Raw genomic sequence first — 20,839 nt, forward strand, 5'->3', positions numbered from 1 at the left:
CAAAAAACGTAAACTGAATGTTAGAATTAGGAGGAATCATCATTTTAGGGATACTAGCGCAATGGATGGCATGGAAATTAAAAATACCTGCTATTTTACCTTTGATATTAATTGGTTTATTAGTTGGCCCAATTGCTGCCGAGTTTTTAAGTGAAGACGGAACCAAGTGGATCGAACCCATTTGGAATGGCGAAGAGGGCTTGTTTCCTGGAGAAAGCTTATTTTATTTTGTCTCCTTAGCGATAAGTATTATTCTTTTTGAAGGTGGATTAACCTTGAAAATGAGTGAAATTAAAAATGTAGGACCCGTAATAACAAAGCTTATTTCGTTAGGTTCTTTAGTAACCTTTTTTGGCGCTGGTGCTGCTGCACATTATATTTTTGGTCTGACTTGGGAAATTGCATTTCTATTTTCAGGATTAATAATTGTTACGGGACCCACTGTAATTACTCCTATTTTAAGAAATATACCTCTTAAAAAAGATATCTCTACCGTTTTAAAATGGGAAGGGATTTTAATTGATCCTATCGGGGCTTTAGTTGCTGTATTGGTTTTTGAATTTATAAGCGTAGATGCTGGAGGCGAGTTTACTAAAACGGCATTAATCGAGTTTGGTAAAATTGTACTATTTGGAGCTACTTTTGGCTTTACATTTGCACATGCCTTAAACTTTATTATTAATAAAAAATGGGTACCACATTATTTGCTAAATGTATTTGCATTAGCAGCTGTGTTAGGTGTTTTTGTATTGTCTGATGTATTTGCACACGAGTCTGGATTACTTGCGGTAGTCGTTATGGGAATGGTTTTGGGTAACTCAAAATCACCGTATTTAAAAGACTTGTTATATTTTAAAGAATCGTTGAGTGTGTTATTAATTTCTATTTTGTTTATTCTACTGGCAGCAAATATTAATTATAGCGAGTTATTATTAATTTATAATTGGAAAACAGCAGCCCTTTTTGCTGTAATAATTTTGGTTATTAGGCCTATTGGTGTGTTTTTAAGCACGCATGGTTCTAAACTTAAGTTTAACGAAAAACTATTTATCAGTTGGGTTGGACCACGTGGTATTGTTGCGGCAGGTATTGCTTCTCTTTTTGGTTTAAAATTAGCGAGTAAAGGCATAGCGGGAGCCGAGTACATTACGCCTTTAGTGTTTGTTATCGTTTTAGGAACGGTACTTTTAAATGCAACGACTGCCAGAATTTTTGCTAAATTAGTGGGAGTTTTCTTAAAAGAATCTAATGGGATTTTAATTGTTGGTGCCTCTAAAGTCTCACGATTAATTGGTCATTATTTAGAATCTCATGGAAGACATGTTGTATTAATTGATAGTAATCAAAACAACATTAATAAAGCGCAAGAGTTAGGTTTGGAAGCTATTAATACTAATATTTATTCTGAAACACTTAGCGATAATATAGAGCTTAACGATGTCGGGTATTTAATGGCGCTTACAGGTAATAATGAAATTAACAGGTATGCGATAACTAAGTTTTCTAAACAGTTTGGAGAAAATGGAGCTTTTAGATTAGTCTCGACTGACGAAATGTTGGATGATAACAATAACCCACAGGAAGGTTTATTTTCTCATAAGGATGATTTTAATAGATTAACAGAGGTTACAAAAAAGTTTCCAAGTATTCAGGAAATTGAAATTATTGATAAAGAACATTTGTTAGATTTAATAAAAACCACAAATGCAGATAGAGATATCATTCCTTTATTCATTAAAGATGATGAAGGCGAACTGCATATTATTTCATCTTACAACACAAATATCGAAAACGCAAAAGAAGGTTATTATTTAGTGTATTTAGGAAAACCTTTAGATGTCGAAAAAGTAGATACGGTATAAGATATACCCATTCATCCCTTTTTTATCCCAATTGGGCACAAACTGTTTTTTATGATTAATTGATAAGTATACCTTTAGCTTATCAATCAAAAATCAAGCAGTTATGACTTTTAAATCAGTATGTTTTTTATACTTTCTTTTTTACGCTTTTACTAGTATTGCACAACACGATATTTCTGGAACTATTTCTGATCAAAATGGGCAACCGCTAGAGTTTACCAATGTGATACTTTATAATCAAGCAACTAAAACAGTTGTTACGGGAGTGGTGACTAATAAAGAAGGTATTTATCAGTTAAAAGATGCCACGTCAGATACCTATTATTTAGAAGTGTCTAGTCTTGGGTTTAAGACTAAATTATCTGATAAATTTGAGCTTCAATCTAGTAAAACATTTGATTTTATTTTAGAAGAACAAAATCTAACATTAGATGAGGTTGTTGTCAAAAGTAAACGCCCAGTAATAAGACAAACAGCGGAAAAACTAATAGTAGATCTAGAAAAATCAGAAATGATAAATACCAATTTACAGGATGTGATGCGCAAAATCCCTGGTGTTTTGGTTACTAATAACGGTATTTCGATTGCAGGGAAAACAGGCGTAAAAATTCTTATTAATGGAAAAACAACCGAGTATATGGATGTGGAAACATTGCTTAGTGATTTTCCGGCAGACAATATTTCAAAAATAGAATTAATAGAACAACCGGGAGCAGAGTATGAAGCCTCGGGTTCTGGAGCCGTTATAAATATTATTTTAAAGAAAAATGTCCAATTGGGCACGCATGGTAGTGTGACCTCTTGGATAGGAGAGGACGAAGGCTTGGAATGGGGTTCTGGATTTTCTATAGCGAGTTATAAAAACAAATTAAACTGGCAGTCTAGTGTCAATTATTCAGAACCAACATGGCGAGAGGATTTGTTTTTGGTCAGAACAGTTGGTACTGAAACGTATGATCAAGTGACTAAAGAGCCCAACGATCCTAAAAACGTAACCATTAGCGGAAGTTTAGATTATTATTTAAACGAAAACCACTCTATTGGAATCGGTGGAAGATTTAATAACCGAAACTCTACAAGAACCATAAGTAATGAGACTATTATTTCTGATATAAATACGACTGAAACTCTATTTTCTGAAAACTACTTTGATAGAGACCGCTCTAATTATAATATCAATCCGTATTACGAGTATAAAAGGGAGGCTAATAAATTAGTCGTAGATTTTAATTACGTTGATTTTATAAATACGAATACCAATACCTTGTCTGATGTTGCAGGAAGCACTATCGATTTTACAGATAGACGATATAATCAAGACGGAACGTATAATATTAAAACGTATCGCATTGACTATTCAAGAACGTTTTCTGATAACTTAAAATTAAGCGCAGGTACCCGCTATGCAGATGTAAAAACAGATAATGATCTAGAATCTTTAATAGACAATAACGGTAATTTTGATGTATTAGATGATGAAAGTAGTCGCTTTGTAATTGACGAAACTATTTTTGCACTGTACTCAAAAATAAGTGCAACAGAAGGTAAATGGTCTTTTTCAGGAGGGTTGCGTTATGAAGATAGTAATACAGACGGAACGTCTACATTTTTAAACAATGGTAGTTTGGTTACTCAAGTTCAAAAAAGACCCATTAAAAAACTATTTCCAAGTGCGTCAGTTAGTAGAGAATTAACGGCTGTTTTAGGGGCTAGTTTATCTTATAGTTATAGAATACAGAGACCTTCTTATAGTAGTTTAAATTCTTTTGCTACGTTTTTAGACCCCTTTTCGGCAGGAGAGGGAAATCCTAATTTAACGCCATCTTATACTAATAACTACCAGTTTAATTTGACGTATGATGGCCAACCTTTTTTTATAGTTGGTTACAGTAAAACGGACGATGTTATTTTTGAATTAATCTCACAAGACAATGCAACAGCACAAATAAGACAACAAGAAGTAAACGTAGAGAATAATGCCAATTGGAATTTTAGATTGTATGCTCCGGTCGATTTTGCTGAAGGTTTAGAAGGCTATACAGGTATTATTGTAACTAACACAGACTACCAATCTTCAACGTATAATGTCGATTTAAATAAGTGGAATTTTATCTGGTTTTTAGAGGCTAGTTATGAGCTGCCTTGGGCTATTGATTTTGAATTAAGCGGTAATTATGGAACTGGTGCTTTAGAAGGGCAAATTGATGTAGACTGGTTTGCAGGTTTAGACTTTTCTTTTGGAAAAAAATTCTTTGATGATAAGCTCAAAGCAAATCTTGGATTTAACAAAATGCTTAATAGAGGGTTTGTGGGTAATATAGATTACGGTAACGGTCTTGCAGCTGTAGAAAGTAATGAGTCAAGACAAAATGTACAACTTAGATTAGCCTATAGTTTTGGTTCTAAATTTGGTAAAAAGAAGAAACGGAACATAAATTATGAAGAACAAGATCGGATTGATGATAATGATTAGTAAATTGGTGATCTCAAAATTATGAATAGCAAGCTTAACAAATCAGATTATATTGTACTTATTATTTTTTACAGTGTGTCTACAATTTTAAACATAATAGATTACAATAATAGTGACAATGCTCTTATTGAGTATATTGTAGATATTCCTACAACAATTATTACTTCGTTTATTGTTATTATTATTTTTATGTACATTTTGATTCCTAAATATTTGATTCAAAAAAAGTATGTTGCTTTTATAGTAATAGCGTTAGTCGTTTTAACTTGTTTTGGTGCTATTTCAGACACCTTAGGGTTTTGGAGTGGAGGAAATTCATTTGATAAATTCCCAAAATGGGATAGAGTTATTTTAAACGGTATTTATACTTCAGCAAATGATGTTGGATTATTACTAGGAATACTTTTTACAAAAAAATTCTATGAAGGTAGAAATGAGATTATTAATATTGAAAAGCAACAAAAAGAAAACGAACTTAAATTATTACGTTCTCAAATAGATCCTCACTTTTTGTTTAATAACCTTAATACATTAGATGCTTTAATTGATAGTAATGCAGCAAAAGCTAAAGAGTACGTTAATAGATTGTCTTCAATTTATCGCTATCTGATTAAAACAAAAGATGTTGAGGTTATGGAGTTATTTGAAGAAATTCAGTTAGCAGAAAACTATATATTTTTAATTAAAACACGTTTTGAAAATGATTATAATTTTAATATCGAAACAACTACCGATATTTCAAACAAGTTTATTCCAACGGGCGCTATCCAAGCCTTATTAGAAAACGTTGTAAAGCATAATAAACCACAAAACGACCAAGCAATAAGGACTACCATTTTAATCGAAGATAACGTGCTTAAAGTAACAAATACTAAATCTGCCATTATATCTAAAAACGAATCGTTTGGGACAGGATTAAAAAATTTAAAAGCACGTTATAAATTACTGTCAGATAAAGCCATTATCATAATTAATACAGATAAGGAATATTCTATTTCTATTCCAATTATTAATTTGATTGAAGACAACTAAAATGATGAAAATTTTAATTTTAGAAGACGAAATTCCAGCATACCAAAAATTAGTCACTTTTGTAAATGACTATTTTAAGGAAACCATACCGCATGATTGGGCGCGCTCCAATGCAGACGGAAAAGTACTACTCACACAAAATAAATACGATTTTATTTTATCAGATATCCAGTTATTAGATGGGATCTCTTTTGATTTATATAATGACATATCTATTGATACACCAATCATATTTTGCTCTGCGCACGACGCGTATTTGTTTGAAGCATTTAATACTAATGGGATTGCATATATCTTAAAACCATACACGCAAACAGACTTTAAAAAAGCCATAGAAAAATACCAATCGCTTTTTAAACAAGGCGATTATAATACTTTAAATCAGAAAACGATTACTGATTTAAAAATGGCGTTGAAAGAAGAACATGATAATTATAAAAAACGATTTGTAATTAAAAAAGCAAAAGGGATTCAGTTATTAAATGTTGTAGATATTAGTACTATTGAAGCTTCTGGAGATTTCTGTATTGCGACAGATTTTAATGGAAAACGGCATACCATTTCGCAAAATTTAGGATCTATTTATCAACAACTACAAACGACTAAATTTTTTAAAATTAATAGAAGCGAAATTGTGAGTATAGACTTCATTGAAAATTTAGAGAATCATTTTAAAAACAGACTACTAATTAAAATGACTGGCTTAAAAGAAAAAGTAATGACAAGTACAGCGACAACTTCGGAGTTTAGAAAGTGGTTGGAACAGTAATTTAGTTTATTATAATAAAGGGTTAGTTTTTTATATAAACAAATAATCATTTGTAAAACAAAAATTCCTGCATTCGCAGGAATTTTTGAAAAAATATAAAATGTTTTAAAAGTTAAACTAATCTAGTATTAACTTGCTTGAATATGTTTTAATACCATCATTAATCTTAACAATGTACATGCCTAGTGCCTCTGTTTTTAAATTAATTTGGTTATTAATATTTAAATTATGTATTTTACTGTAGACTATTTTACCTAAAAGATCATACACCTGCACATATACTTTCTCTTTGTTTATTGAGTTTAATGATGTGTCTAATGTTATAATACCGTTACTTGGATTTGGATAAATAGAAAAACTATTACTAAAACTGTTTTCGGTAATATTTAGTGTGTTATTGGTGTCTATAACAGTTAAAAACCCGTTAGTTACATTTATACTTTTCGTTGAATTTGACTGGTCAAAATAAGTTTCACCTTTTATATAACCACCAATAACAATCTGGCCATTATTTTTAGCAGCAATTGCATGTGGAAAGTTTTCTTTAGAAGAAGCAAATGTTTTTACCCATTCTAACGCTCCAGTACTTGAATATTTTATTATATACGCGTTGTTACCATTTTCGTAAGAAAGATCCAATTCTATTGTTTCGTCTATAAATAGTTTATCTTTTAATAGACCTGAAGCATACAAGTTTCCTTGCTCATCAATATCAATTCTAGAATAGTTAGTTATAAAAGCCGGACTTCCTATGGTTTTAACCCATTCAAAATCGTTATTAGAGTTAATTTTAGCATAATATGAATTTCTGTTAGGTGCTCTAGAGTCAAACTCAGGTGTAATATTATTAAAATTGAAGTCTTGTGAATAAATAGCAGTTCCACTAATGTATTTATTTCCGTTACCATCACTTACAATTGATGAGGGCCAAGAACCATAAAAGGTTGGAGAATGACCAAAATTGAAGACATCGGTAAAATTAAAATTGCTGTCTAGCTCGAAAAAAACATTGCTACCATTTTGTGTATTATCACTTTCTGGTTTATTAAAAACAACGGAGTTATAGGTTACTATATTTCCAGATATTTCTCCCACTAAATACGTTGTATTATTGATACCGGAAGCAGTGCTAAGATTAAAAATTGAACCATAACTGGGATCTATCTCAATTAATGCTTCATTATTTATAGTAAGGTCTGAATTTAATAAAATAGCTTTCGCAAAATTATTGTTGACAGTTGTAATGACAACTTTTCCATTGTTTAAAACAGTAACATCTCCAAAAGTAGAATTAGAATAATCAAAAGAATAATAGTTTTCTAGAATACCTTCAGAAGAAAATTTAGTTAAAAATTGGTTTTTACCGCCATAAACCTGAGGTGTTATTGTTTGATTATCAATGATTAAGTCATTGCTAAAATTTCCTCCCAGAAAAACTTTTCCATTAGAGTAGCTTAATAGTTTTTGTTCTTGGTTGTCTAAATATAGATTATTTGTTTTAAGTGGGAGTGACCAAATAATAATATTATTAAAATCTGCTTTGATTAAATTATATTTATTTACTCCAAATCTATTATTTGTTTTTCTACCATTTACAATTAATGCGTAATAATAATTTTCTTTATCAGACACAATATCCATGACTTTAGAGCCTGTATCATTTTCACTTACAAATTCTCTATTCCAAAGCTCTGAGCCTGCCTGGATTTTGTTAATAGTCAAATGCAAATTAGTAGAATTTACAAAAGCTACTGTTTCTTCATCGTTTAAACTAAAAAGAGGAGTATCATTATTTTCTAATGCACTGTAAGTATATTGGGTACTTTGATTTTCAATATAGCGATGCAACACTTTTTGACCGAAAGATGTTAATAGTGTTACAGATTTTGCACCAACGTTATCATCGTACAAAAATGTTATTTTTTCAAAATTCTCATGAGAAATAAAGTAAATATCTTGAGTTAATGCGTTAAAAGAATCGATATTTCCTGTCGTTTCATTAATATTAGCCAAAAAGACATAAGCTCCCAAGGTTGGTTCATTGTGGCTTTGATTATTTAATGTTCCTGCTTGATTTAACATTCCAGCAAGGAATAACTGGTTCTCTTTAATGTTGAATTTCCCAAAGCCCGAATCTGATCTATATGTTTGTGCATGTTCATTTACAAAAGCCCAATTTGCTGTTAAATTCAGATCTAGAGAAGCGTAAAATAAAGAGAAATAATAACCCGTATTATTTAGCGTAATACCGTCTATGGTCGTTTGCCTATTTAAGTTTCCGGTTAAATAGATGGCATCATTAAAAAAAGTGATATCAGAAATATGGGTGTAAGGGTCTAATACCTTTGAAATAGTTGTCAATTCTAAGTCGCTATTAAAATTATATATTCTATTTATTAAAGCTACATATATTGAGTTATTGTTAGTATCCATGGTTAAACGAGGTGTAACCTTATTATCTATAAATGCATCGTTAATTTCTATAACAGAATGATCTAATAAAGTTCCATCGGTACTATATTTAGCTAAAAAATAATTAGATTCTGTACCTGCTCCGTTAAGTATTTGTCCAGATAGTATATCAGTATCTTTAAATTGACCCACAACAAAAATGGTATTGTTATTTATTATAAATTGAAATGCGTCTACATTACCTAATGAAATGCTGTTGGATTGTGTAATCCATAACATATTACCAGAAGAGTCAAATTTAGCAAGAAAAATGTCTGAATGTGATCCAACAGAGCTTAGTGTATTAACGCCTATAGTTGTTTCTCCATAAAAATTACCTAACACATAAAGATTGCCAGAATCATCTTTTTGCATTTCTATAACGTTTTCTATAGCATTACCACCAAAGGTAAAAGTGTTTGACAAATCGGGTGGGTTATTGTAACTTGAAGGGGTTATTTGAGCATATATTTTAGTAATGCAGAATAAGAGTGTAAATAGTAGTGTTTTTCTCATAAGTTGGTTTTAATTATTGATTTATATTAAATGCATTGCGAATTTATCTTTCTTTAACAAAAAAATAAGTAAAAATATCGATATAAAATATACTTTGGTTGTTAACTTTCAAGAGGTGTCTATTTGGTATATAAACTAAAAAACCTTCATTTATAAAATGAAGGTTTTTTTTTAAAATTAAAATGATAATTAATCATTCAACTTTAAAACAGCCATAAATGCTGCTTGAGGTATCTCTACGTTACCTACTTGACGCATACGTTTCTTACCTTTTTTCTGCTTTTCTAATAATTTACGTTTACGCGAAATATCTCCACCATAACATTTAGCAGTAACATCTTTACGTAATGCTTTTACAGTTTCTCTAGCAATAATTTTTGCTCCAATAGCCGCTTGAATTGGAATATCAAATTGTTGACGTGGAATAAGTTCTTTTAACTTCTCACACATCTTTTTACCAATGTTATGTGCGTTATCTGCGTGTATTAAGGCAGATAGTGCATCTACTGGCTGTGCATTTAATAAGACGTCTAAACGTACTAATTTTGATGTTTTCATTCCTAAAGGATGGTAATCAAAAGAAGCATACCCTTTAGATACCGTTTTTAAACGGTCGTAAAAATCAAATACAATTTCGGCTAATGGCATTTCAAAAGTTAATTCAACACGTTCTGGTGTTAAATACGATTGGTTGATAATCATACCACGCTTTTCAATACACAAACTCATAACGTTACCAACAAAGTCTGATTTAGTAATTATGGTGGCTTTAATATAAGGCTCTTCTACACGATTTACTGTTGACGGATCAGGTAAATCAGAAGGGTTATTTACAATAAATGGTATGTCTGGGTGCTTATTGGTAAAGGCGTTGTATGATACGTTAGGTACAGTTGTAATTACAGTCATATCAAACTCACGTTCTAAACGCTCTTGGATAATTTCCATATGTAACATTCCTAAAAATCCACAACGGAAACCAAAGCCTAAGGCAGCAGAACTTTCTGGTGCAAAAACAAGAGAAGCATCATTAAGTTGTAGCTTTTCCATACTGTTTCTAAGCTCTTCATAATCCTCTGTGTCTACTGGATAAATACCAGCAAATACCATAGGTTTAACATCTTCAAAACCTTCGACAATATTAGTTGTTGGATTTGCAAAATCTGTAATTGTATCTCCTACTTTTACTTCTTTAGCCGTTTTAATTCCTGTAATTAAGTACCCTACATCACCCGTTTTAACACTTTGTTTTGCAACTTGCGTTAGTTTAAGTGTTCCAACTTCGTCTGCATTATATTCTTTATCTGTAGCGACAAATTTAATTTTTTGTCCTTTTTTAATTTCACCATTAAAGACTCTAAAATACGTTTCAATTCCTCTAAAGGTATTGTAAACCGAGTCAAATATTAAAGCTTGTAATGGCGCATCTGGATCTCCTTTTGGAGCCGGAATACGTTCTATAATAGCTTTTAATATGTCTTCTGCACCAAATCCAGTTTTACCACTAGCATGAATCACTTCAGAGGGATCACATCCTAATAATTCAACAATATCATCAGTAACTTCTTCTGGATTTGCACTTGGTAAATCTACTTTGTTAAGTACGGGAATAATTTCTAAATCATTCTCTAGTGCTAGATATAAGTTAGAAATAGTTTGTGCTTGTATACTTTGAGCAGCATCTACGATAAGTAAAGCACCTTCACAGGCAGCAATAGATCTTGATACTTCATAAGAGAAATCTACGTGACCAGGCGTATCTATTAAGTTTAAAATATAGTCCTCACCTTCATAGGTATAGTCCATTTGGATGGCATGCGATTTAATAGTAATACCGCGTTCACGTTCTAAATCCATACTGTCTAGCAACTGTGCTTGTTGCTCTCTAGCGGTTACAGAACCTGTAGTATCTAGTAAACGGTCAGCAAGTGTACTTTTTCCGTGGTCAATATGTGCAATAATGCAAAAGTTTCTTATGTTTTTCATAGTCAAATCACCTTATAAATCAAGGTTGTTGCAAATATAAAGTAATTATCGGGCTTTTTTTCTTTTTTCTTAGTTATCCAAATGTGTATGAATTTGTGGTTTTTTCCGCAACAAATGTTATGTAACATTTATTATATTGCATTCCTAACTTGCCCTTAATGAATCGCTTTAATTTTTTAATACTTTTTTGTGTCTCTTTAGCTAGCTATGCTCAGGATTTAACCATTTCTGGAACAGTTTTAGATGATAACAAGCAGCCCGTGGCATATGCCAATGTAATACTGTATACTTCAGACGAATCCCAAATTATAACAGGATCAAGTACTAATGAAGAAGGTGAGTACAACATTACTAACTTGAAATCTGGAGATTATGCTTTAAAGCTTTCCTATTTAGGTTTTGAATCAGTCAGCAAAATCATATCGGTTACTAAAACAACAAATGTTGGTGTAACAACTTTAAAGACATCTGCTGAAACGCTTGCTGAAGTAATTGTTAAGGCAAAAAAACCAACAATTACTAAGTTATCCGATCGTTTAGTGTTTAATGTGGAAAATACTGTGTTAACAGAGGGTAGTGTGCTAGACGTTTTACGAAGTACGCCATCCGTCGTTATTTTAGAGGATGCTATTAAAATAAAAACTAGCTCTCCCACGGTTTATATTAATGATAAAAGAGTTGTTTTATCAGGAGAAGAGGTTATTCAGCTTCTAGAATCTTCGTCAGCAAACAGTATTAAATCTGTAGAGGTGATTACTACGCCAGGAGCTAAATACGATGCCTCAAGTGGGACGGTCTTAAATATTGTCATGGGAAAAAATTTGATTATAGGATACAGAGGGCGTGTCTTTAGTAAATATAAACAAGGTGTTTTTCCTAATTATGAAGGTGGAATTGCTAACTTTTACAAGACAGATAAAATAAGTTTATCTGTTAATTATAGTTTTTCAAAAGACAAAATAAATCGTGACAATAAAGACAAAATAAATTATTTAAACGACGATAATGCTTTAGATCAATTATGGTCCTCCAACATCAACCGAAATAAAAGAACAGAAACCCATAACGGAAATATTAATTTTGATTATTTTATAGATGATAATAGTACCTTTAGTTTGTCTTCAACGATTTTATTAACGCCTTATTTTGAATATTCTACCAGAAACAAAACACTCATCTCTGATCAAAACACCAATTTATTATCCAGTTTTAATGCTAACACGCTATCTTCTGATAATAAAACTAATTTAGGGTTTGATGCGGATTATGTAAATAAATTTAAAGATGATAGTAAATTATCTGTAAATACAAGTTATACAAATTTTGATTATTCGCGAGTACAAAATATCTATAGTGATTACTTCTTAGCAGATAATACTTTTGATTATGATACAGCTCTAAAAACTAATTCTAATCAAGATATTAGTATTCTAAGCTGGCAAGGGGATTATTATATTCCTTTTGATGATGACACTTCGTTAACATTTGGAATTAAAGGTGGAAAAGTCAAAACTAATAGTGATGTATTACGATTTAATATTGTGAACAATCAAGAAATTATGGATACAGCTAATTCTAATATTTTTGATTATAATGAATATGTGTTAGCTGGATATGTCGATTATGAAGATACATTTGGAGATTTTATTTTTAATGGAGGCTTACGCGCAGAGCAAACTAATGTTAAAGGAGTATCTCTTAATGCGACTAACAAACAAAATTATTTAGACTGGTTTCCAACGGTAGTTTTAACTCATAATACAACTGATAAACTAAGTTTGTATACTAAATATAAAAGAAGCGTAACACGACCGAATTATGAATCATTAAATCCTTTTCAGTTTCTTTTAAATGATAATATTATAGTTACTGGTAATTCGGATTTAAAGCCCGCGTATACAAATCGTTTTGACTTTGGGACTATTTTAAATGATATGCACACCTTTGAAGTTAGTTTGGTAACCACTACTGGAAATTTTACAGAGTTAGGACTTCAAGATAATGGGACTAATATATTAACGTTTACACCAGAAAACATAGGGAAGACTACAGAATTAAATTTTGCTTACGAGACGTATTTTACAGCATTTAAAAGGTTGTCTATTTATTTTGTAACGATAATGTATTATACAAAAGAAGAGTCAAGGGTAGAAAATCTTAATGTAACTATAGATCAATGGAGTAGTGCAAGCGCATTTGATGCAAGTATTAGCTTTTTAGAAGACAGTAGCTTATCAACAAATCTTTCATTTACTTATATAGGTAAAAATTTGCAAGGACTTCAAAAAGTTAAAGGATTACTATATTCTGAGTTAGCAATTTCTAAAACCATTTGGAATAAAAAGGGAACAATATCTTTAATCGCTTCTGATTTATTTAATAAAGCAGACTTTAAGACGTCTACAAATTATTTAAATCAAAGTTTCTCACAATTTACTAATTTAGATAATCGTTATGTAAAATTAGGATTTAGCTATAAGTTTGGTAATAGCACGCTAAAAACTAACGAGAAAGATCGAAGTCATAGCGAGCGCAGTAGAATTAACAGTGGAGATTAACTGATTTGGCTAATACACAAGTCTGTTAAATAAGTCTATAAATAATCTCGTGTAGGAGTAATGGGATCTCCTTAGATTTCACAATTATTATCAATTTGTTTTATAGAGACTTTTATTCTGAACAAACCATCTTAAAATCAATGTTTACCTTATAAGCTATGATGAAGATTAATAATAAAGAGATAATAACTAAAATACACTTAATCATATCTGTGTGTATTGTAGTTCCGGTGTCTTTGTTTTATGGTTTTAATCCAAGTGCTCAATTTGATATTCATTTAGCCACCATAGACGAGCATAATTTTTTTAAAGCTATTATGGGCTTGTATTTGGGGTTTTCTGTACTTTGGATTTTAGGTGTGTTTAAAACCAATTATCTTAAAATGGCACTGGTGACTAATATGATCTTTATGCTAGGCTTAGGTTTTGGAAGATTGCTAAGTTTTACAATAGATGGAGTTCCAACGTTTGGCTATAAATTTGGGACTATTGCAGAGTTGTTTTTAGGATTTTATGGATTGTGGGTAATACTACATCATACTTCCACAGATACCTAAGCTTACTATAACATAAACAACAGCTAATATAAATAATACTTTAGCTGCTTTTTTATTGCTTTTAAGTATCGCTAAACCAATTATAGCTAATAAAATGGCTGGGCCAAACATAATGGCAGCAAAAAACAGGGCTATTCCGTTGTAAGCACTACTACCACCTCCTCCTGTAGCTTCAATTAATACTGTTATCATAATTACATCTCGTTTCTAAGTTCTTCTAATCGGGCTTTTTTATCATCGCGATAAAACAAATTCATGGTTTCAAAAGGGATAATTTTATTGTCTTTATCCACAATATGAACACACGATTTTTTAATGGCTCTAACATCAAAGTTATAAGCATCTATAAACTGCATAATAATCACTCTAAATAAATTATCATACCCCAATTCTGGAGCATCAATATTTGGTAAGCAACACATAATAGATTTAAGGTTTTCTTCTGCCACTTCAACCGAGTTTCCGGTGCTAAACAACTCCACCATTTTACCTTGTAAGGCTTCATCTTGCTCGTAAATAATAGTATTTTTACTATTATCTAATAAATCGTTTGGATTAATATAGCGTGTTAACGGAAAGACTTCATCGCCTAATTTAAGTGCATAACCCATAACCAAAGCATCTGGATTACAGGGTACAGGAAGCAAGTCATCGGCATTAAAAATAGTGGTTTGTTCCATTATTTTTCGACGGACCTCAGTAATAGTCATCCGATCCGTTTCTGGATTAAAATTATCCAAACGTCCCGCAATTTGTGTTGGTTGTAACGTCACACCTCTAACACATTTTTGTTTTAAAGCATAGTCAATAATTTTACCAATCTCGCCGTCATTCAATCCCTTTTGTAAGGTAACCACTAAAGTTGTGGATAGGTTTAACTTGTTAAGATTTTCGATAGCTTGTTTACGGATATCATTTAAATCTGCACCGCGAAGCTCCCGCAACACACTGTTTTCAAACGAATCAAACTGTAAATAAATTTCAAAATCTGGAGCGTAGGTTTTTAATCTTTCAGCGAAAGCGAAATCTTTAGCAATTTTAATCCCATTAGTATTCAGCATTAAATGTCTAATTGGTAACGTTTTGGCGTAATCCATAATTTCCCAAAACTGTGGATGTATGGTTGGTTCTCCACCAGATATTTGTACCACATCAGGTTCCTTTTCATTTCTAACAATAGTGTCCAGCATGGCTTTAACTTCGTCTAAAGTACGATGTCTACCGTATGTCGGCGATGAGCCTGCATAACACGTCGGACAAGTCAAATTACAGCGATCCGTGACCTCAACAACCGTTAAGCAACTGTGCTGCTCATGGTCTGGACATAAACCACAATCATAAGGACAACCGTAATCCGTTTTTGTATTAAAAGTATAGGGCGTTTCGCTAGGTTTATTGTAGTTACGTATGTTTTTATAATACTCAATATCGTCAGCAATTAATACCTTACTATTACCATGTTCCTTACAACGCTTTAACATGTAAACATTATCACCTTCAAAGACAATTTTGGCATCCACACGTTTTAAACACTCAGGACACAGGCTTAAAGTAAAATCGTAATAGGTGTAATTTCTAACTGGCATTTTCTGTTTTTTTAAGTTGTTTGGGCGTTACCACAAGGGTCGCGCTATCCACTAAATCTTTTTCTCGTACCTCAAAAAAGGATACCGTTTCTATCGCTAACGCGGGTGTCTGCTATACAAAAGGCTGACAATAAATTGACTGTAATACAACCAACAAATTACACATAATATTTGAATACTACTTAAACCAATAGTATAAAACACATTTGGTTTTAAAAATTCAATACAAAACCTAAAACCAAAATAACTGAGCATAAAAATCTTAAACAACTCCCCGTTTTTTAGATGGAAGCTATTATTTATGGCTCTTAAAGTTATAAGTAACAAGGTTAAAAAGACCAGTTCATAAAGTGATGTAGGATGGCGGAGTAAACCATCACCTAAATCCATTCCAAAAATAGAAGACGTCACCTTGCCGTATGTAAACTCGTTAATACCAGATAAAAAACAGCCCACGCGACCAATAAAAATTCCTAAAATTATGGGGAAGACAAATAGATCTCCAGAAGATTGCTTTTCGCCAATTATTTTCTTTGCTAATTCCACACCCAGTAAACCTCCAAATAAACCACCCATTATGGTTTTAGTATTAAATAATCGAATCAGGTTACTTGCGGATAATTCAATTAAAGGATTTTCTAAAAAACCAACTAAACGCGAACCTATTAAAGCACCTAAAGCGGCACCTAAAATAATGGATAAACGGTTGTTGGAATTAATAGTATCTGTATTACTTTTCCTTAAAAGCACATAATAACGATACGCTATAAAAAATGCGAGATATTCTAAAACAAGGTGGATGTTTACATTAAAGCCAAAAAGCTCAAGGTTGAATGGGATTTCCAATATCTCTAGTTAATATAAAATTATAAGCCTAAAATCTTAGCATCTACTCTAAATTTGGTGTCTATAATTATATCATGAGTTTCACTAATGGTTTCATCTGTTACAGTGGTGATGCGTAAACTATAACTGTCTTTTTTAATAAATTCTTTTAATTCTTGTCCTGTAGTGCTTAAGTTTAGAGTTGTAGCATCCGTATTTTCTAAATCAAAAAGGTTCGCAATTTCTAATTCGTCTAGACCTTCTGCTTCAATATAAATATGTATTTCTTTTAAGAAATTAAAGTTGCCATCTTCAGGAGCGTCAATAGTCAATTTGAGGCTGCTTAATGTAATGCTTTCAATTAAATCTTTATGCGTGTTATTGCTTTCAAAAGAAGATTCTGACTCTGTAGTAACATCCGGAGTTAACACATTAAAAGGAGTATCGATTAACGTTGTTGACGGAATAGAGTAACTAGTTTGATAGTTTAAATCAAATTTGGTTAATTCGTCAATTGCATCACAATTTAAAAGTAACATAGAAGAGACGAAAAGTAGAAGTAGGTTTTTTTTCATGTTATTTTTTTTATAAATGTAACTAAATTTTAATGCATTGTAATAGTTGGCCTAAAAATAGACAGCGACTGTGCTATGTTTAGTACTTGTTGTAGTTAGATATAAAAACACTAATTTTGCATCAAAATTGTATTGTGGTAAAAATAGGTAATATAGAACTTCCAGACTTCCCATTGTTGTTAGCACCAATGGAAGATGTGTCAGATCCACCATTTAGAGCGTTGTGTAAAGAGCAAGGTGCAGATGTGGTTTATACAGAGTTTGTTAGTAGCGAAGGTTTAATACGTAATGCGGCAAAAAGCGTTATGAAATTAGATATTTACGAAAAAGAACGTCCTGTTGGTATCCAAATCTTTGGAGCTAATTTGGATAGTATGTTACAAACTATTGACATTGTTGCCCAGTCAAAACCAGACATTATTGATATCAATTTTGGGTGTCCTGTTAAAAAAGTAGTAAGTAAAGGTGCAGGCGCAGGAATCTTAAAGGATATCTGTTTAATGGAGCAACTAACTGCCGAAATGGTTAAACGCACCAATATTCCTATTACCGTAAAAACACGACTAGGTTGGGATCATGATTCTATCAGAATTGTTGAGGTGGCAGAACGACTACAAGATGTGGGTTGTAAAGCCATAGCAATACATGGTCGTACTAGAGCGCAAATGTATAAAGGGGATGCCGATTGGAAACCAATTGCAGCCGTTAAAAATAATCCACGTATGAACATTCCTGTATTTGGAAATGGAGATGTCACTACGCCAGAACGTGCGATGGAAATGCGTGACCAATATGGTTTAGATGGTTGTATGATTGGTCGTGCTACTATTGGTAATCCTTGGTTTTTTAAGCAAGTCAAACATTTTTTTGAAACTGGAGAGCATTACAGGCCAATTACTATGCAAGAGCGCGTAGAAGCGGCACGTAGACACTTACAAATGTCTATTGACTGGAAAGGTGAAATTCTTGGGGTTTTTGAAACAAGACGCCATTACACCAATTACTTTAAGGGCATTCCGCATTTTAAAGAACACCGCATGAAAATGGTAACTAGCGATGCTTCTGTCGATGTATTTGCTGCTTTTGATGAGGTTTTAGAATTATTTGGAGATTTCCAGTTTACAGAATAGTCAGATAAAACTCAGAATTTTAAGTTTTAAAGTAGATACAAAAAGAATATTGGTTAGAATATTAAGTGATTGATAAATACTTATTTAAAAAGAGTTGATTTTTACTTTAGTTTATAATTGAGGAGTTTGCACACTTCGCGAAGCATAAACAAACACATTAAAATGAAATTAAAATCAAGGCTTCTTTTTTTTATTTTTCTCATGCTGATTATAGCGGTTGGCTTTTTCGTGTCAAAAAAAGTTAATGTAAACATGACAAAAATCGTTGGCCAAAAGCTAGATAGTTTAAATGGTGTCTATGTTTTTTATAATGGCGGTGTAGATAATAACTCGGGAAGACACTTGTCTAAAAGGGGCTACAATTATGGACTTAAATACCAATGTGTAGAGTTTGTTAAACGTTATTATTACGAGGCTTTAAAGCATGAAATGCCAAATACTTATGGACACGCCAAGGATTTTTTTAACCCAGACTTAATTGATGGCGCATTAAATAGAGACCGAAATTTAATTCAGTTTAAAAACAATAGTAAAACACGTCCGAAGTGCGATGACTTACTGGTGTTTAGTAGTTCGTTATTTAATAACTATGGACATGTTGCTATAGTATCAAAGGTTTTAGATAATGCTATAGAGATTATCCAACAAAACCCCGGACCTTTCAGTCCTTCTAGAGTCGTCTTCGAGCTTAAAAAAGAAAATGGATTGTTTGTTATTAAAAAGGATAGAGTTTTAGGATGGTTAAGAAAGCAGTAACCAAATAACGCCGTTAAGCAAAGCGGCAACGATTTACAATAGTAAGTGCAAGAAGGATGAAGCAATGTGTTTGAGCTCCTCGAAGAGAGCGAGTTGCGCGAGCCTGTTTGCCTGTTAAGGCAACTTGCCCAAAATTAATTAGTCTTAACTAAATCTTTTGTAATTCTAGAGGCCGCAATTTTTGAAGCTATAATCCCTAAAATGGAAATCGTAATCATAACAATTACAAAGTTTTCAAAGTGAATTGCTACTGGATATGCAGAACTTGGAGTGATCATAATTAAGCTAAAGCTAGCTTGTAATTGCACAATAATATAGCCAATTACTAATCCTAAAAAACCTCCAATAAAGGTCATTAAAACCCCTTGATAAAAAAAGATGTTTCTAATATCATTTAATGAAGCACCTATGTTGTAAAGTGTGCTTAGTGTTTTCTTTTTATCCAGAATCATCATGACTATGGAGCCTATGACGTTAAATAAAGCAATGATTAAAACTAGTGTAAAGATTAGGTATACTGCTAAGTTTTCTGTGTTTAGCATTTTATAAATGGCGTCGTTAAGTTGGTCTTTGTTTTTAACGACTATGGTATCGCCTAAAATGCTTTTTATCTTGGATTTAACGGTGTCTTCATTTGCAGTTTCGGTCAATTTAAACTCTAAACTGGTAATCTGATTGGGTTTATAATTTAAAAGCTGCCTAGCGGTTTCGATAGAAGCGAAAATATATTTATTATTCAACTCTTCGTTAAGATCAAAGATTCCAACATTTGTTGTGTTAACCTGATTTAAGGCTTGACTCTGAGAGCTGATTTGACCTTTTCCAGGTTTTGGTACAGAGAGCGTAACAATTTTACTAAAGTCATTAACAAAAACGGATAAACGTGTAGAAATAGCCCAACCGACCACGATTTGAGGCGTGTTTGGGTATAGCCAATTGCCATAGGGAATAACCGAGTCTATCGCTGTTATTTTGTTGAAGCGCTCGTCTACACCTTTGATATAAGCAGGATAATTATTACCATCTGAAGAGGCAATGATGCGCTCTTCAATAATTCTTGAAAAATCAGCTACACCATCAATTTCATGTAATTTTTTATCCTGAGTATCGCTTAATATAAACGATTTTCCGATAGTTGTTTCGGCTTTTAAATCAGGATCTATAATGCTAGAGAATTCTAGAGTAAAATCGCGCAAACCAGCAAAACCTGACAATACAATAAACAAGGAAGCAGCGCCTAAAACAATACCTACAATAGCAATTATTGTAATAAAGTTAATGGCGTTAGTGCTGCTTTTACTACGTATGTAGCGTTTTGCTATGTATAACGAAAAATTCAATTATCCCTTTTTACGATTATCTAATAAATCAGGATTTTGGATTGGGTTATCTTCCCCTTTTAAAGACTTTTCAATTTTATCAATATGCTCTAAGCTATCATCGACGTAAAACTCTAATACCGGCATTCTGCGGAGTTGGTTTTTTGTACGTTGTGCCAACTCATGTCTAATCATTGGTTTGTTAGCTCTAATCCCTTCTAAAAGCGTTTTAGCTTTGTCGTTAGGAAATATGCTTAAATATACTTTAGCATCTGTTAAATCTGCCGTTACTCTAACTTTAGATACAGATATAATTATACCGCGCATTCCACCTTGTGTAGCAGCTCCTTGAAGGATGTCTACTAGATCACGTTGTAAAACCGAAGCTATTTTTTTTTGTCTTTGACTTTCTTCCATGGTGCAAAAATAGTTGTTATTACAAGA

General features: G+C 32.2%; 16 protein-coding genes. 8 read left to right on the forward strand and 8 right to left on the reverse strand.

Going from position 1 to position 20,839, the window contains the following annotated elements; all coding sequences use genetic code 11:
• Positions 1-17 precede the first annotated feature (17 nt).
• From E9099_RS07180 to E9099_RS07195, 4 genes are all read left to right on the forward strand, one after another.
• Positions 18-1,862, forward strand: a complete 1,845-nt coding sequence (locus E9099_RS07180) for a cation:proton antiporter (protein ID WP_136582993.1) — start codon at positions 18-20, stop codon at positions 1,860-1,862.
• A gap of 103 nt (positions 1,863-1,965) precedes the next feature.
• The gene (locus tag E9099_RS07185; RefSeq protein WP_136582994.1) at positions 1,966-4,335 is read left to right on the forward strand and encodes an outer membrane beta-barrel protein; all 2,370 of its coding nucleotides are present in this window, start codon (positions 1,966-1,968) and stop codon (positions 4,333-4,335) included.
• 21 nt (positions 4,336-4,356) lie between these two features.
• Positions 4,357-5,367, forward strand: coding sequence for a sensor histidine kinase (locus E9099_RS07190; RefSeq protein ID WP_136582995.1), 1,011 nt, complete (start codon positions 4,357-4,359; stop codon positions 5,365-5,367).
• Position 5,368: 1 nt separating this feature from the next.
• Positions 5,369-6,136 carry a LytR/AlgR family response regulator transcription factor gene (locus tag E9099_RS07195; RefSeq protein WP_136582996.1) on the forward strand — a complete coding sequence of 256 codons (768 nt, stop codon included), beginning with the start codon at positions 5,369-5,371 and terminating at the stop codon, positions 6,134-6,136.
• Positions 6,137-6,253: 117 nt separating this feature from the next.
• On the opposite strand, the gene E9099_RS07200 is transcribed toward E9099_RS07195, so the two are convergent.
• Together E9099_RS07200 and lepA are read right to left on the reverse strand one after the other, a co-directional pair.
• Entirely contained in the window at positions 6,254-9,103 is a 2,850-nt protein-coding gene (locus E9099_RS07200) for a T9SS type A sorting domain-containing protein (RefSeq protein ID WP_136582997.1), read from the reverse strand.
• 189 nt (positions 9,104-9,292) lie between these two features.
• Complete coding sequence (gene lepA, locus E9099_RS07205; RefSeq protein WP_136582998.1) at positions 9,293-11,089, reverse strand: translation elongation factor 4; 1,797 nt, start codon at positions 11,087-11,089, stop codon at positions 9,293-9,295.
• Positions 11,090-11,247: 158 nt separating this feature from the next.
• Here lepA and E9099_RS07210 point away from each other — a divergent pair, with 158 nt between their 5' ends.
• Entirely contained in the window at positions 11,248-13,647 is a 2,400-nt protein-coding gene (locus tag E9099_RS07210; RefSeq protein ID WP_136582999.1) for a TonB-dependent receptor domain-containing protein, read from the forward strand.
• Positions 13,648-13,805: 158 nt separating this feature from the next.
• Positions 13,806-14,204: a DUF4345 domain-containing protein gene (locus E9099_RS07215; RefSeq protein ID WP_136583000.1), complete on the forward strand. Its 399-nt coding sequence runs from the start codon at positions 13,806-13,808 to the stop codon at positions 14,202-14,204.
• Here the strand turns inward: E9099_RS07215 and E9099_RS07220 are convergent.
• The 4 genes from E9099_RS07220 to E9099_RS07235 all read right to left on the reverse strand — a co-directional run bounded on the left by E9099_RS07220 (position 14,178) and on the right by E9099_RS07235 (position 17,190).
• A complete protein-coding gene (locus E9099_RS07220) occupies positions 14,178-14,396 on the reverse strand; it encodes a hypothetical protein (RefSeq protein WP_136583001.1) in 219 nt (72 codons plus the stop codon). The genes E9099_RS07215 and E9099_RS07220 overlap by 27 nt on opposite strands.
• Before the next feature lie 2 nt (positions 14,397-14,398).
• The gene (locus E9099_RS07225; protein WP_136583002.1) at positions 14,399-15,790 is read right to left on the reverse strand and encodes a radical SAM protein; all 1,392 of its coding nucleotides are present in this window, start codon (positions 15,788-15,790) and stop codon (positions 14,399-14,401) included.
• Between the two features lie 96 nt (positions 15,791-15,886).
• Positions 15,887-16,636 carry a prolipoprotein diacylglyceryl transferase gene (locus E9099_RS07230; protein ID WP_136583003.1) on the reverse strand — a complete coding sequence of 250 codons (750 nt, stop codon included), beginning with the start codon at positions 16,634-16,636 and terminating at the stop codon, positions 15,887-15,889.
• Between the two features lie 20 nt (positions 16,637-16,656).
• Positions 16,657-17,190, reverse strand: a complete 534-nt coding sequence (locus tag E9099_RS07235) for a hypothetical protein (RefSeq protein WP_136583004.1) — start codon at positions 17,188-17,190, stop codon at positions 16,657-16,659.
• A 134-nt stretch (positions 17,191-17,324) separates the two neighbouring features.
• On the opposite strand from E9099_RS07235, the gene dusB reads away from it, so the two are divergent.
• Entirely contained in the window at positions 17,325-18,320 is a 996-nt protein-coding gene (gene dusB, locus E9099_RS07240; RefSeq protein ID WP_101020838.1) for a tRNA dihydrouridine synthase DusB, read from the forward strand.
• A 252-nt stretch (positions 18,321-18,572) separates the two neighbouring features.
• Positions 18,573-19,076, forward strand: a complete 504-nt coding sequence (locus tag E9099_RS07245; RefSeq protein ID WP_240788970.1) for a CHAP domain-containing protein — start codon at positions 18,573-18,575, stop codon at positions 19,074-19,076.
• Positions 19,077-19,210: 134 nt separating this feature from the next.
• On the opposite strand, the gene E9099_RS07250 is transcribed toward E9099_RS07245, so the two are convergent.
• Positions 19,211-20,416, reverse strand: coding sequence for an ABC transporter permease (locus E9099_RS07250; RefSeq protein WP_136583006.1), 1,206 nt, complete (start codon positions 20,414-20,416; stop codon positions 19,211-19,213).
• Entirely contained in the window at positions 20,417-20,812 is a 396-nt protein-coding gene (gene rbfA / locus E9099_RS07255; RefSeq protein ID WP_101015739.1) for a 30S ribosome-binding factor RbfA, read from the reverse strand.
• Positions 20,813-20,839: the final 27 nt, after the last annotated feature.

It is taken from the genome of Psychroserpens sp. NJDZ02 (genome assembly GCF_004843725.1).
GTDB lineage: Bacteria > Bacteroidota > Bacteroidia > Flavobacteriales > Flavobacteriaceae > Olleya.

Bases quoted from the DNA above. Each gene is read 5' to 3' on its own strand.
- E9099_RS07180 (WP_136582993.1), top strand. From the start codon at position 18: ATGTTAGAATTAGGAGGAATCATCATTTTAGGGATACTAGCGCAATGG.
- E9099_RS07185 (WP_136582994.1), top strand. From the start codon at position 1,966: ATGACTTTTAAATCAGTATGTTTTTTATACTTTCTTTTTTACGCTTTT.
- E9099_RS07190 (WP_136582995.1), top strand. From the start codon at position 4,357: ATGAATAGCAAGCTTAACAAATCAGATTATATTGTACTTATTATTTTT.
- E9099_RS07195 (WP_136582996.1), top strand. From the start codon at position 5,369: ATGATGAAAATTTTAATTTTAGAAGACGAAATTCCAGCATACCAAAAA.
- E9099_RS07200 (WP_136582997.1), bottom strand. From the start codon at position 9,103: ATGAGAAAAACACTACTATTTACACTCTTATTCTGCATTACTAAAATA.
- lepA (WP_136582998.1), bottom strand. From the start codon at position 11,089: ATGAAAAACATAAGAAACTTTTGCATTATTGCACATATTGACCACGGA.
- E9099_RS07210 (WP_136582999.1), top strand. From the start codon at position 11,248: ATGAATCGCTTTAATTTTTTAATACTTTTTTGTGTCTCTTTAGCTAGC.
- E9099_RS07215 (WP_136583000.1), top strand. From the start codon at position 13,806: ATGATGAAGATTAATAATAAAGAGATAATAACTAAAATACACTTAATC.
- E9099_RS07220 (WP_136583001.1), bottom strand. From the start codon at position 14,396: ATGATAACAGTATTAATTGAAGCTACAGGAGGAGGTGGTAGTAGTGCT.
- E9099_RS07225 (WP_136583002.1), bottom strand. From the start codon at position 15,790: ATGCCAGTTAGAAATTACACCTATTACGATTTTACTTTAAGCCTGTGT.
- E9099_RS07235 (WP_136583004.1), bottom strand. From the start codon at position 17,190: ATGAAAAAAAACCTACTTCTACTTTTCGTCTCTTCTATGTTACTTTTA.
- E9099_RS07245 (WP_240788970.1), top strand. From the start codon at position 18,573: ATGACAAAAATCGTTGGCCAAAAGCTAGATAGTTTAAATGGTGTCTAT.
- rbfA (WP_101015739.1), bottom strand. From the start codon at position 20,812: ATGGAAGAAAGTCAAAGACAAAAAAAAATAGCTTCGGTTTTACAACGT.